This window comes from Microvenator marinus (genome assembly GCF_007993755.1).
Lineage (GTDB): Bacteria > Myxococcota_A > Bradymonadia > Bradymonadales > Bradymonadaceae > Allomicrovenator > Allomicrovenator marinus.
Genome location: NZ_CP042467.1, coordinates 4,696,777 through 4,710,116 on the forward strand (window position 1 = coordinate 4,696,777; position 13,340 = coordinate 4,710,116).

The following is a 13,340-nucleotide window of genomic DNA, read 5'->3' on the forward strand; positions in this document are numbered from 1 at the left end:
ATTGCATAAGACTCGCGTACTAGTGGTGGACGATAGCGAACTCATCTGTGAAATGCTCAAGATGGTTTGCGAATCCCTAGGTACCGAAGTCCAGACTTTTGAATCCGCTACCGATGTGCCCGACAAAGATGCCGCGGATTGGATCATCTCGGATGTTAATCTCCCAGGTGTCGTAGACCAAGACCCGGTCAAGACGTATCGCTCCAAAGGTATCGTGGGGCGCGTCATCCTGATTTCAGGACGCGCGCAAGCCGAACTCGATGAGATGGCAGAAAACACTGGCGCCGCCGGTGCGCTCTCAAAAGATCTTGGAATGATGGGAATGAGCGCGAAGCTCGCGGAATTGTTTGAGGTCTAGAGCCCCAACTGCCTCTTGAGTGCATCCAGTTGATACTGAGCAATGCTGACCTTGTCCCCACGAGGATGCCGTCCAAGATAGAGGTCGTAAGCCCGCATAGCGGCCTCCAGATTGCCACGCTGGCGCTCAGCCGACCCAAGTCCGATCAATGCGTCACCGTTGCGCGCATCGAGCTCTAATCCACGCTGGAATTTCACCACGGCCTCGTTGTTGTCGCCTTCCTGAAGGTAGGCCCAACCTAAGCCCACGTAGGCATCGGCGTTGCGTGCATCCTTTTTGAGAACTTCCTCATAGACCGAAATGGCTTTTGCGGTTCGATTGTACTTCAGAGCCTGCTTGGCCTCCTCGAGCTTGTAGTCGACCAGCCCGCCTTCTGCTGCGAGCTCTGCTTCTTCCGTTGCAAGCCCGAGTGCTTGGTCAATCGAGGGCCGCAGAGCCTTCATCACGCCGCTCATCTTCGCCGCGTTCTGCTCCTCTGCCGCGTTCAAAGCTGCGCTCAGGGCCTTATCACCCGCCTCAGAGCCCACTTCAAACCCACTCTTCTCAGCGGGTTTATCCGCCTTCTCCTTCGACGGCGTTTCACTCAAAGCCACAACTTCATTGTTAGCTGGACCGAGCACTGGATCCAACAAGTCTCGCTGAAAGAAATACACACCGGCTGCGGCAATGCCTGCAATCAAGAGAAGTGCAAACACAACCCTACCGGCACCCGACTTTGGAAGCTCGGTCTGAGACGTAAGCTCTTGGTCAAACGTGGTGGATGGCAAATCTCCAAGTTCGGCTCCCAAAGACCACTCGTCCTGAGAGTGTTCAGGCTCCTTTGGCTTGGCAAATGGACCCTCAAGGTGCACGGAGGGTGGGCCAGGTGGCAGCTCTTGCGGGCCAGGTGTTGGGCTCGGTGGCCGTGCGCGTTGGGTCACCTCTTCGCGCTCAATCGGCTCGTTTGCAACTTTTGGAGCGGGAACAGCTGAGGCCATGACCTGTTCCGGAATCCTGGCCGCGATGGCAGAGTCCTCAGGTGAGCCCATCAGATTCGAAATACTATCGATGACCTGGAATATAGGCATGAACTCGCCTATCTCAGATATCACGACCCATTTCTTTCCAGTTCGAGATATCTGGTCACTCTTGCGGACCTTGCCCTGCATGAGCCACTGATGGAGCACATCGAAGCTCGAGACATAGAGAATATCGCCGGTCTTTTTTGAACGAATCATCCAGCGGCGCTGATTCTCTTGAACCACCGAAGACTGACGGGTTTCGATCTTAAAGACGTGCTGACACTGGCTACACTTGAGCGTGATCTCTCTCGACTTAAGTTGAGAGGTCTCCAGCTCGTAGAGTGTCTGGCACTGGGGGCAACGAACATCCATAGCTTCTAGTGCCGTTCCGAGGGGAAAGTGACCTTACTCGCCTTCAGCTTCGGCCCCTGGCTCCTCGGCAGTACCGGGCTCCTCGGGAGCACCCTCGCCAGCGGCCTTCAATTCTTCGGCTCGTGCCTTAGCAGCTTCAGCTTCTTCGGTCTGACCGAGAGCCTCGTAGGCCTCCGCCCGCAATTCGAAGACTTCAGCTCGATTCGGAGCGATAGTCTCAATGGTGTTCAGGCGGTCCAAAGCGCTCTGAAGCTTCTTGCCACGAAGGTCTCGACGCGTCTCTTTGAGCAGGTTTTCAATGTCTGCCTCAGGATTCTCATCGATCACGGCGTCAATAGACTCCACCGGGGCCACGATTGGAGCCACCTGTGTAGGAGTCGGTTTGGACTCCATGCCCAGAATCTCCGCAAAATTCACGATATTGAACGTGTGCAAGCCGAGAACCACGCAGGCGATCACGAGCAAAACGAAAACGGCCCAGAGGATCTTAGAGCCACCCGCATCTCGCGAAGGTGGTCTGTAGGTATTCTGGATAACCTCTTGGTGTTGTTCGTGCGCCTGGCTTGGGCTCGCACCAAGTTGAGAAGGCGGAGTAAAGGCACCCGTGGAGCTTGAGGGAGGCATGGCGGGATATTGTCCGGACCCTCCAGATCCCATGCTCGGATACTGCCCAGAGGTGCCTGCACCCATACTCGGATATTGCCCAGATCCACCGCTGGACGGTGTTGGGAACTGTCCCGATGTGCTTGCCGATGGGTATTGTCCCGAGCCGGATGAGCCCGGCAGATTACCAAGCCCAGACGGTTGTTGAATCCCAAGATGACTCATCCCTGTGGACGGTATCTGGCCTGACACCGAAGGCCGTGATTTAAGTTGGGTGAACTGATTGACCGCAAAGAAATTCTCGCCATCTGCGGATAAGGAGTAACCATCGAGTTCATCACGGCTCGACAACCAGCTTCTGAGGCTCTTATTGTCTGGGAACTCGTAAGTGAGCCCAAAATTGGTCTTCAGCTTCCAAGGGCCACCGTGCTCGAGGTTTGGAGTAGCCGCCGACGGAGGTGCCATCGGCTCGTCGCCGGCAACCTCGTCAATCGCTGCGAGGATATCCTTTGAGGCATCCGAGTTGGAATCCCAGTCTTGACTTCCATAAGCAGGTGGCTGCGGAGCAGAGCCCATCGGAAATCTAGGACCACTATCGGGCTGGCCGTAGCTTGGTGGAGTGGGATGCGCGCCAGAAGGCGGCCTTGCAGTCGGGAACTGCCCAGATGGCGGACGGTTCATCGTCGAAGGCGAAGGACCGCTTGAATAAGGCGAGTCCTGAGATGGCGCGCTCGGAAGTGGCGGCAACGATGGTGGCTTCGGAATCGCAGGCGGTGCCGGGAGCGGCGGCGCACTCGATTTAAGCTCCACCCTCTCTCCCACGGGCTCTCGTGCTGGGACCTTGGCTCCAGGGAAAGGGAGATTGGCCAGGTTCGCGCCGCTCACAACCTCGGTTGGAGCCGCATCATAATCTTCTTCGCCTTCGGAGAGTTCCTCATCTTGACGACGCAATGAATCCTGAGCCTCCTGCCAGATCTTCATCGGGTTCTGCATCTCCAACGTGCCATCATCGGCGTCGCCCATCTTTGCGGCGAGTGCTTGGAGGGCACGAATGCGATTGACCTCGTCTTTATCGAGCTGTTCCGTCCGCTCTTCGGTCGCTACCGCCTTATTGGAGGCCATGCCGCTGACGAGCTGGTTGAGCGCGTTTTGTGATGTGATCGACGTTCGATCATCGTCTTCGTTTGAAGGAGACGATGAAGACTCGGGATACACGACAAAGCTGTGCCCACAAGAGGGGCAACGAATCTTACCGCCAGATGGCGGAATATTCGCTTCACGGATTCGGTACCTGGAATTGCAGGCTGGACATTGAACGATCATTGATGATCTTTGCTCCCATCACTACAGGGACAACGCGACGTCTGATGGCGCGACCACTTGCAAGCTGTGATGTCAGAAACTTTGACACCGGCATTAGAACATATGAGATCCCGATCTTGCAAGCCAACACCTTATTTCGAGACTCTACTTCGAAGCAGCATAGTGGAAGGTCTGCATTTCTCCAAGAAATCTCACCATGCGGGATTGCGCCACGCAAACTCTACCACTTCTGAGACCGGATCATAGAGATGTACAAACCCCGTGGCCCAAAATAGCCACGCATCGGAAGCACCAATCGCCGCATTTTGTGCGAGTTCAAGCTCATCGAACGTCATGGTGCGCGAAAGGCGCGCCACAACCCATTGCCCTGCATGTTCACACGCCCAAAGTTGGGCCGCTCTCAAGAGTGGTGTCACGTCTTCAATCGTAGAACCCCGTGCAATCCTCAGGTCGGTGAGTCTTAGCGTGGGCCCCTCGCCGGATACGATTGACCACCCGTGGTGCGTACGTTCAACGGTTTCGTCGACCCACCGGCCTTGAAGGGTCGAGACGATTCGGTCCTGTTCGAGCGTTAGGGCAATGTCCGAAGGAGCCTCCGAAGCCTCTACTAGCGAAGGTACGTCTAGGGCGTCTCGGTCTACCCCTTGAGTTGGTCGGATTCTGTGGCTCATAACAAAAAAAGCCGATCGCTATTGCGACCGGCTCTAATCAAACCTGAATTCAGTAGGTCTTACTGAGCAAGCATCGTCATGTCGATTCGGTTCACGATAAGAATCGCGATAACGAATGCGTAGATGACGAGTGACTCGATAAGAGCCAGGCCGAGAATCAGAGGGGTGAAGAGCTTCTGTGAAGCGCCTGGGTTACGGGCGATTCCTTCAAGGGCGGCAGCAGCTGCACGACCTTGAGCAAGGGCGCCACCGATAGCGGCAACACCGATTGCGAAACCAGCACCAAGAGCGAACATCGCAAACATCGAGTAGACGTTGTCTGCTGCGGCTGCACCTTGTGCGAAAGCCGAAACGCTAAAGAGGGCGACGAGGCCAAACGAGCTCAAAACTGCAACAAGCTTTTTCATGTGAACGATCTCCTAAATCGAGGTCTCCCAAAAACGCGCGCTTCATAACGCACCCGGGAGGGGTAAACAAGGCTAATTTCGCCAAAAAGGTTAATTAATGATCCGAATGCTCTACTGCCAACGCGATGTACACGGTGGAAAGCAAGCAAAACACTAGTGTTTGAATGGTACAAACCATGGTTCCAAGCGCCAAAAACGGGATTGGAAGCAAGGCAGGTACCGAGAAAATACTGTACGCAAGGTCACCGAATGACCCGAGAACCATGTGGTCACCCGTCATATTACCGGTCAAACGAACGCCAAGACTGATGGGGCGAAAGGCGTGTCCCACGAGCTCGATGACGATCATCAGAGGTGCGATCCAAATCACAGGACCCATGAAGTGTTTGAGGTAGTTGACGATCCCGTGCTCACGGATGCCAGCCACGTTATAAACGATGAATACCATGATGGCTGGTGCCAAGCTGGTGTTCAGGTTCGACGTGGGAGGCGCAAGACCAGGCACAAGTCCCATGAAGTTCGATACGAAGATCCAAACGCAAAGGCTCGCGATCAGCGGAAAGAACTCTTTGGCTTTTTTCTCGCCCATCATATCCGTCATCATCCCGAGCACCGCTCCGAACAAGACTTCTACAAAGTTGCGTAATGAGAATTTGCCTTCGGGGACGAGCGCTGTCTCGCGATTCGTGAATTTACCACGAACGGCGAGGGCCACACCGATAATGATCACAAAGGCAAGGCAACTCCAGACAATATGAGTCAAGCCGATCTGTGAGCTCTTGTTCAAAAGAGGTCCACCGATCTTCATGGACTCTACAAGAGCGGCTTCGCTCTCGTAATAGCCTGGAACCAAATCTAAGAAAGTATAATCAGCCATAGGAACGCCTTAATCCTGCGTTGACGATTCGTCTTTCGAAACAAGTACTTGCCACACAATTGCTGGCAAAAAAGCGCTGAAACCCACAACCACGCCAATAGCGTCGAGTTCCAAGCGGACAATCAGGTAAAAGATTGTGCCAAAAAGTACAAGCATCTTTAGCACTAGAATGATCGACCAAAAGGTCGACTGAGCATGACCGTTCTCTGCGGCCTCCATCATCCGGCGTGTTACGAACTCCACCACCTTGAGGTTGGCTGCCGCGACAAGCCCGCCGAATGCGGTTGAGAGCGCCATCCACCAGCCGACGAACACACCCAGACCCAGAGAAAAAACCGCCCCAACGACGAGGGTCTTTAATACCAGGTTTTTTACAAAGGTGATTTCGAGGCGAGCCATCGTGGGCACTCCGTCAGAGTTGGCGGCTTCCTAACACGTTGGATCGAGGGATTCAAGCGTTTGAGGACCGAGGATTATTCGAGGATAAAACGTTTTGCGATAGCCGCCACATGGACTCCGGCGGCTATCATCGCGAGGAGAAGCGATCCGAGCAGCCCCCAGGGTTCGATATCGAACCTCGCGTCGAGCCACTGACCTAGAAATACACCGATGAGTGTGAAAGCTACGAATTCAAAGCCAAGCGCACTCAGGACGCCAAGCTTTACTAGTCCAGATCGTTTCTCTTCACGCAACGGCTTCTCTCATCTACTCCTCTTCGGAAGAAATATTCTCTTCCGCACCGGGTTCGGCATCTGTTTCTTCTACGGGTTCTTCGGCTTCAATCTCTGGAGGAACTTGACCTTCCGGAACGGCTGTGACCTCGTCCTCGTCATCGATATCCTCTTCTTTGACGCGGGCTACGCTGACGATCTTCTCATCGCCTTCGATATTCATGATCCGAACGCCCTGTGTGTTTCGGCTGTAGACCGAAATCTCGCGTGCGTTTGTACGGATCAATTGCCCGTGGTCCGTGATGACGATAATTTGGTCACCCTCATCGAGAAGGCAAGCGCTAACCACGTCGCCATTGCGCTCCGTGGTCTTGATGGTAATCACGCCTTTGCCGCCGCGCCCTTGGATCGGGTATTCGCCGAGCTCGGTGCGCTTTCCATAACCCTTCTTGGTCACCGTCAGAAGCTTGAGTGAGCCTTCGTCTGGCGTACCTTTGGGGATGATTTCCATAGCGATGAGTTCGTCGTTCTCACGGAAACGCATACCGAAGACGCCGGAGGCTCCGCGGCCCATCGGACGTGTTTCGTCCTCTTGGAATCGGATGGACTGGCCTTCCTTGGACACAAGCACCACGTGGTCGCCTTCGTCCACGAGTCGGCAGGTGATGAGCTCATCACCATCTTTGAGTCCGAGAGCAATGATGCCGCCCGAGTGGACGTTCTTGTACGCCATCAACTCGGTCTTCTTGATGATACCGTTACGCGTGGCGCTGAGGATGAACTTTCCTTCTTCGAAGTCTTCAATCGGCACGATTGCGGTAAGCTTCTCTTCGGCCGTGAGATTCAAGAGCTGAACGATAGGCTTGCCTTTCGTGGTCGGCGACCCGGCAGGAAGCTCCCAAACGGTGCGCTTGTAGACCTTACCGATCGACGTGAACATCAACACATCTGTGTGTGTGGAGGCCACGAAGAGATCCTGAACAAAGTCCTCGTCTTTGGTGGCCATGCCGCGCCGGCCTTTACCGCCGCGCTTTTGCGCCCGGTACTCCGTCACCGCTGTACGCTTGACGTAGCCTTGGTGAGTCACGGTCACGACCATGGCTTCCTCTGCGATGAGGTCGGCCATGCTCAAATCACCCGCCGAAGCGATGATCTGCGTAAGACGTGGGGTCTCGTATTGCGCCAGAACCGATTCGAGCTCCTCTTTGATGACAGCCATAAGCTTGCCTTCATCAGCGAGAATGCCCTTGAGCCGCTCGATCTCGAGCCGGATTTCGGCGAGTTCTTGAAGAATCTTGTCTCGCTCAAGGCCGGTCAGGCGCTGAAGGCGCATATCCAGAATGGCTTGAGCTTGTCGGTCACTGAGGCCGAACGTATCCATAAGGCCAGTCTTTGCGGCCTCACCGTCAGGACTCGCGCGAATCAGGGCAATGACCTCGTCGAGATGGTCGAGCGCGATCTTCAGGCCTTCTAGAATATGAGCGCGGGCCTCAGCCTGTTGAAGCTCATAAATCGTACGCCGAGTCACCACGTCGCGCCGGAAGTCCACGAAGTGGTTGAGGATCTCGGTCACCGGCATAATCTTTGGCTGTCCGTGGACGATCGCCAAATTGATGATACCGAACGAGGACTGCATCGCCGTCATCTTGAAGAGGTTATTTAGCATAACCTCGGGCATCACGTCGCGGCGCAATTCCACCACCATGCGCATACCGTCACGGTCTGACTCATCGCGAAGGTCGGTCACGCCCTCTAGCTTCTTGTCGCGAACAAGTTCCGCGATGCGCTCAAGGAGTTTGGCCTTATTCACCTGATACGGAAGCTCGGTCACGATGATGCTGGACTTGCCAGAACGCTCGTCCTCTTCCACATCGGCTCTCGCCCGCACGCGGATGATGCCGCGCCCGGTCTCGTAAGCTTCTCGGATTCCAGTTGCGCCATAAATGATGCCGCCGGTCGGGAAGTCTGGGCCAGGCATAATCTGCATCAACTCATCCACGCCCATATCTGGGTTTTCAATCAGTGCCAGAGTCGCGCGCACCACCTCACCGAGGTTATGCGGAGGGATGTTCGTAGACATACCCACGGCGATACCGGACGAGCCGTTGACCAGAAGGTTCGGGATTTTGGTGGGCAGGACGAGCGGCTCTTTGAGCGATTCGTCGTAGTTCGGGCCCCATTCGATGGTGTTCTTCTCAATATCGTTGAGGAATTCCTGGGCGGCGCGCGCCATACGGGCTTCGGTATATCGCATGGCAGCGGCCTTATCGCCGTCCACGGAGCCGAAGTTACCCTGCCCATCCACCAACGGAAGGCGCATGTTGAAATCCTGCGCCATACGCACCAGGGCGTCGTACACGGCGCTATCACCGTGCGGGTGGTACTTACCAATCACGTCACCGACCACACGGGCAGACTTCTTATATGAGGCGTTCCAGCGGTTACCCAGCTCGTGCATCGCGAAGAGGATGCGGCGGTGTACCGGCTTGAGCCCGTCTCGGACGTCCGGCAGGGCGCGCCCGATGATCACGCTCATCGCGTAGTCGAGGTACGAGTGACGAATTTCGTCTTCGATATTGATTGGAATAATGTTTGGAGATTCAGTCATACAAAGTACGCCATTAAAGTGGACGCGGGAGTCTACTCGGGACACGCCGAGGGCGCAACGCCCATCTAGTCACACTTTCTGGCTTCAAGCTATTGGGCTTGACCCAAGCCTCAGACTAACCCACATTTTTGGCATCTAAGTTAGCTTTTGAGGCGATATGTACCATCAGGAAGGCAAGAGTTGCCCACGTTGCACCTACCCACTTCTGCACGACCATATGACCGGAGTGGATCATTGCCATCGATGTATGGGATCGCTCATCGGACCCGAACAGATTGCAAGAGCAGTGGGGCAATGGGCCGAACCCAAGTTGTGGATGAAGCAACTCGGCCATCGCACCATCGGCCAGCCGCTGGTTTGCGGCAATTGCAACGGCATGATGTCTGGCTTTCAGGTCCCCTTCGCCGGGCAATCGGTGGTCATCGACCATTGTGACGGCTGTGGCTCGCTCTGGCTCGATGAAGGCGAGGGCGACAAACTCGTGCGGATCGTTGAGCACGCTAACAGGGCAGGTGGGCTTGAGAAGAACTCGCGCGTAAGTCTCTATCACGACCCGGAATCAGGGCCGCGCGCCTCGCGCCAATACATGCGAAACAAGTTGCACGAGGAGCAAGTGCTCGCCTCGCAAGACACCATGGAACCAGGCGGGATTGGCTCCTACCTTTTCCAGATTTTCACTGGTCTCCCCGTGGAGGTCTATAATCCGCCAAGGCAGCCGCCTTTTATGACCTATGTGCTGGTCTTCGTGCTTCTGATCATGTGGGTGGCACAGTTCTACTTCGTGGACTACCTGGAGCTCAGCGACGAAGGCATGTTGGCCTTTTTTAAGCTAGTCGGGCTCGCACCGGATTTAGTGCGCCAAGGTGACCATCTCTGGGGCGTATTCACGCATATGTTCTTCCACGGCAACGTGATTCATCTGCTTGGAAATCTCTACTTTCTCTGGGTCTTTGGCGATAACGTGGAGGACCGTATCGGCCCGCTTGGGATGCTCGCGCTCTTCTTCACGGCGGGAATCGGCGGCGCGCTCTTCCAGGTGGCATTTCAGGCAGACCCTTCAATTCCGGTGGTCGGCGCCTCGGGCGCGATTGCGGGCCTGATGGGGGCGTATCTGCTCTTCTTCCCGCGCGTAAAGATGTGGTTGGTCTTCTTCTTTATCCGCTGGCGAGTCCCGGTCGTCATTTACCTTGGCTTTTGGGTATTACTAAACGCGCTCGGCTGGTGGACCGGAGGCGCGTACGTGGCGTGGATGGCGCATCTTGGCGGGTTCATCGTCGGAGTTCTAAGTGGATTCCTCCTGCACGATACCGAATGGTACAAACACTAAGGCCTCAAGCCTTCACGCAGGCAAACGGCCCTGTGTAGGCAAGCTCAACATGGGTGGCGTCTACAGGAATTTGCCCGGGGGCCTGTCTCACCAAGACTTGAGCGTCTCCCGCCTCAACCTCGAACTCCTCTGAGGACCCTAGATAGCGCCGGCTAAGTATTCGATGTTGGGGCCTCGAAGCTGCAATAGCCTTGAGGTCCTCAGGCCTGATGACTACAAGGCCACCTTCTAGCGCAGCACCGCGAATCTTGACCTCGCCGAGCGCCGTTTGGGCCGTGTCGGCCGCTACGGCAATCACCGGGAGGAATGATGCCTGCCCGCAAAGGCGCGCTACGTGAATCGAGGCCGGCGTCTCGTAGATTTCTTGAGGTGTACCCGTTTGTTCTAGACGCGCATCGTGTAGAACGCTGATGCGGTCCGCGATGGCGAACGCCTCCTCAAAATCGTGAGTGACAAAGATGGCCGTGGCGTTGTTCTCGCGGATCAAATTCAGGGTTTCGAGCCGAACCCGCTTTCTCAGGTGCGCGTCGAGATTTGAAAAAGGCTCGTCGAAAAGCAAGATATCTGTGCCCTGGGCAAGCGCGCGCGCCACGGCAACTCGCTGTTGCTCCCCGCCGCTTAGGTCCGCAGGGCGTTTGTCTCCGTGGGACTGCAGGCGAACACGCGTTAGCCATTCCGACGCCGCGGTTTTCTTCTCAGGTTTGGTCCCGGGCGCGCCGTAAGCGATATTCTCGATCACCGAGAGGTGAGGGAAGAGCGCATAGTCCTGAAACACAAACCCAATCTGCCGTTTTTCCGGCGGAATCCAGCTCGCCCGAGTCGCTGCGTCAACAACTCTAGACTTGACCCGAACCTCCCCCTGGCGAAGTGGCTCAAAGCCGCCAATCGCCCGTAATAGCGTGGTTTTCCCTGAGCCCGAACGCCCGAGCAGAACATGGATTTCGCCTCGAGCGATCTCCAAACTCACCGACTCTACGGCACATACTTTGCCGTAGTTGACTGACGCGTTCCGTGTCTCCACCGCAATTGATTCAGGGTTTTGGGTCATTGTGCCGTGAGCGCTTCAGACTTGTAATCAAGAGTGAGATGCTCAGCCCACCGCGCGTCTTCACCGTTCAGGAGGTCTAGGTGCTCTTGGTCCCCAAAAAGATGGAACCGCGCAAAGGCCATGCTGTAGGCATTGATGATCTCGAACGCGACTTCAATATCAATGAACTCTTCGCCACATCCGTCGCTTTGCACCTCGGGTATGAACGGGAGCACCGTGCACATATTGGAGTAGGTGAAGTGGCCACCAGCTACGAGGTCGAGTCGCATGGACTTCGGACCCATCGCCTCCCAAATAGGGGCGCCCTCTTCCTCATCTGGCAAGGTGTTGTCCATGGCTGCGGTCATCAAAAGGGTAGGGATATCGATCTCAGAGATTCCTTGTTGGAAGAGCAGGAATCCGCCAGGAGTCTGGGGGATCGCCACTTTGATGCGCGAGTCCAGAAACCCCTCCCTCAACTTATTGACCACGTCTTCGGAGCTCAAAATCTGGCATGCGCTAGGTGCGCCAGGGGCCTCACAAACTTCCAGCGCGCCGTCCACATCAAAGCCGGAGCCGGCATTGGCCAGAGTCGTAAAGCCTCCAAACGAATGCCCGGTCATCACGATATCATCGGACATCTTGCTCGCGATGGGATCGTCGTCGAGCCCCTCAAAATGATCGAGCATGGCCGTGATATCTTGCGGACGCCACGCACCGGACTCAAACGAGATACCACCCTGAGTGTCCCTGAACGTGTTGCCCGTGTGGTCAGGCGCGATCACGATCCAACCATGACTCGCGAAATACTCGGACATGAAATAGGACTGCTCCGAAAAGCTTGAATTTCCGTGTGAGAAAACCAACACCGGAGCTTCCTCCAAGAGGTAGGGCTCCGCGTCGAGCATCACTTCTTTGCGAAGCAAGATTCTCGCGTATCGCGGCGCTTCTCCTTCTTTGTCGATGCTCGGATACCAGACCTTGATGGGGATTTCGCGGTCAGTCTGGCCTACGGCATCGTAGACCGTGGTGTAGATCTTGTAGCCAATCCTATAAGGCCCTTGTTCAAAGATCGTCCGCTCTTCAGGCACGAACTCGCCCATCTCCTCGGGCAAATCGGCGCCCATATCCGCGTCAAACCCAAGATCCGGCTCGGCGTCTGGCGCCTGGTCCACAGCCATATCAGCGGTGTCCGGAGGCGTAGTCGTAGAGTCGTCACCGCACGCACCGAGGAAGAGCAGGGCAAGGAAAATTGGGGAGTATCTTACCATAGGTCATCTCTCTGAAGCGGTGAGAGTCCTTTGACCCGTCGCGCAATCTCTTGGGTTTCGTGGATCACGTCCTCGAGCAGCAACGCGTCCCAGTAGCCTACCGCAAAGTCGCCGATGACCGTAGACTTGGTCACTATAACCTCGCCGTCGCCATAATAGCAGTAGTTCGCAATCCGTTGCAGAAGCTCGGGAGGATAGGAGGCGAGCCACGAGTCGGCTTCCTCGCGCTCGAGCAATTCTGGCTCTATCCAGAGTCGTCTAGAATTCGGTAGTACAGGGCCCTCAACGCAGAAATCATTGTCCGAGTCGTACTCGTACTCGTCTTCATCGTATGCCGAAAAGCTCAAGGTCGGCTCTTCGTCGGGAATCTCTGCAAAGTCTGACATCGTGAAGAGTAGCCAGTCGTCTTCAACGGCCAGGCTGAAATGGTGCCCATCTTTGATCCACTGCCAGTCTTCGTCGTCTTCGTGAAAAACTGCGTCGGTATGCACACTCAGGTAGGTTTCCAAGGCGGCTTTGGAGCTTCCAAGCGGCGCATCGTAAGCCCATTTGGCTTCAAAACTCCACGGGAGCACCTTTTCCAAAATCTCAGACGGCGCCATCGCCAACGACTCCGTCTCGTCTTCAAAACTGATTTGGGCGTGAGGATAGCCGAGGTAATCGTCTACTTTCTTTACGCTCGTGATCGTCTTAACCACCAGTTCGTCGGCGTTAGGCACGATGAGCGCAGGGTCGTTGGTTTTGGGCCGATGCTTTCCGTAGAAGTACCAAGCGCCCATCGCCCAAAAGATCCCAATGAATAAGAGGACGGATATCTCCACGGA

At 55.6% G+C, this 13,340-nt stretch carries 13 protein-coding genes; 2 read left to right on the plus strand and 11 right to left on the minus strand.

The features are described 5' to 3' along the window. Position 1 precedes the first annotated feature (1 nt). Positions 2 to 358 (plus strand): response regulator, encoded by a 357-nt coding sequence (locus FRD01_RS19275; RefSeq protein ID WP_146962568.1) that lies wholly within the window; start codon positions 2 to 4, stop codon positions 356 to 358. Here FRD01_RS19275 and FRD01_RS19280 read toward each other — a convergent pair. From FRD01_RS19280 to gyrA, 8 genes are all read right to left on the minus strand, one after another. Then, positions 355 to 1,731 carry a zinc-ribbon domain-containing protein gene (locus FRD01_RS19280; protein WP_146962569.1) on the minus strand — a complete coding sequence of 459 codons (1,377 nt, stop codon included), beginning with the start codon at positions 1,729 to 1,731 and terminating at the stop codon, positions 355 to 357. The genes FRD01_RS19275 and FRD01_RS19280 overlap by 4 nt on opposite strands. A gap of 33 nt (positions 1,732 to 1,764) precedes the next feature. Continuing rightward, complete coding sequence (locus tag FRD01_RS19285; protein WP_146962570.1) at positions 1,765 to 3,657, minus strand: zinc-ribbon domain-containing protein; 1,893 nt, start codon at positions 3,655 to 3,657, stop codon at positions 1,765 to 1,767. 191 nt (positions 3,658 to 3,848) lie between these two features. Continuing rightward, a complete protein-coding gene (locus FRD01_RS19290; RefSeq protein WP_146962571.1) occupies positions 3,849 to 4,328 on the minus strand; it encodes a hypothetical protein in 480 nt (159 codons plus the stop codon). Positions 4,329 to 4,387: 59 nt separating this feature from the next. Then, positions 4,388 to 4,735, minus strand: coding sequence for an ATP synthase F0 subunit C (locus FRD01_RS19295; RefSeq protein WP_146962572.1), 348 nt, complete (start codon positions 4,733 to 4,735; stop codon positions 4,388 to 4,390). A 94-nt stretch (positions 4,736 to 4,829) separates the two neighbouring features. Then, entirely contained in the window at positions 4,830 to 5,612 is a 783-nt protein-coding gene (atpB, locus tag FRD01_RS19300) for a F0F1 ATP synthase subunit A (protein ID WP_146962573.1), read from the minus strand. 9 nt (positions 5,613 to 5,621) lie between these two features. After that, positions 5,622 to 6,011, minus strand: coding sequence for an ATP synthase subunit I (locus tag FRD01_RS19305; RefSeq protein WP_146962574.1), 390 nt, complete (start codon positions 6,009 to 6,011; stop codon positions 5,622 to 5,624). A 74-nt stretch (positions 6,012 to 6,085) separates the two neighbouring features. Beyond that, positions 6,086 to 6,304 carry an AtpZ/AtpI family protein gene (locus tag FRD01_RS19310; RefSeq protein ID WP_146962575.1) on the minus strand — a complete coding sequence of 73 codons (219 nt, stop codon included), beginning with the start codon at positions 6,302 to 6,304 and terminating at the stop codon, positions 6,086 to 6,088. A gap of 13 nt (positions 6,305 to 6,317) precedes the next feature. Next, positions 6,318 to 8,891 (minus strand): DNA gyrase subunit A, encoded by a 2,574-nt coding sequence (gene gyrA / locus FRD01_RS19315; protein ID WP_146962576.1) that lies wholly within the window; start codon positions 8,889 to 8,891, stop codon positions 6,318 to 6,320. Between the two features lie 157 nt (positions 8,892 to 9,048). On the opposite strand from gyrA, the gene FRD01_RS19320 reads away from it, so the two are divergent. Beyond that, complete coding sequence (locus FRD01_RS19320) at positions 9,049 to 10,218, plus strand: rhomboid family intramembrane serine protease (RefSeq protein ID WP_146962577.1); 1,170 nt, start codon at positions 9,049 to 9,051, stop codon at positions 10,216 to 10,218. A 4-nt stretch (positions 10,219 to 10,222) separates the two neighbouring features. Here the strand turns inward: FRD01_RS19320 and FRD01_RS19325 are convergent, their stop codons facing one another. From FRD01_RS19325 to FRD01_RS19335, 3 genes are all read right to left on the minus strand, one after another. After that, a complete protein-coding gene (locus FRD01_RS19325; protein WP_249755758.1) occupies positions 10,223 to 11,185 on the minus strand; it encodes an ABC transporter ATP-binding protein in 963 nt (320 codons plus the stop codon). A 77-nt stretch (positions 11,186 to 11,262) separates the two neighbouring features. Continuing rightward, positions 11,263 to 12,516, minus strand: coding sequence for an alpha/beta hydrolase family protein (locus FRD01_RS19330; protein ID WP_146962579.1), 1,254 nt, complete (start codon positions 12,514 to 12,516; stop codon positions 11,263 to 11,265). Continuing rightward, complete coding sequence (locus tag FRD01_RS19335) at positions 12,510 to 13,337, minus strand: hypothetical protein (RefSeq protein ID WP_146962580.1); 828 nt, start codon at positions 13,335 to 13,337, stop codon at positions 12,510 to 12,512. The genes FRD01_RS19330 and FRD01_RS19335 overlap by 7 nt, the downstream gene beginning before the upstream one ends. Positions 13,338 to 13,340 lie beyond the last annotated feature (3 nt).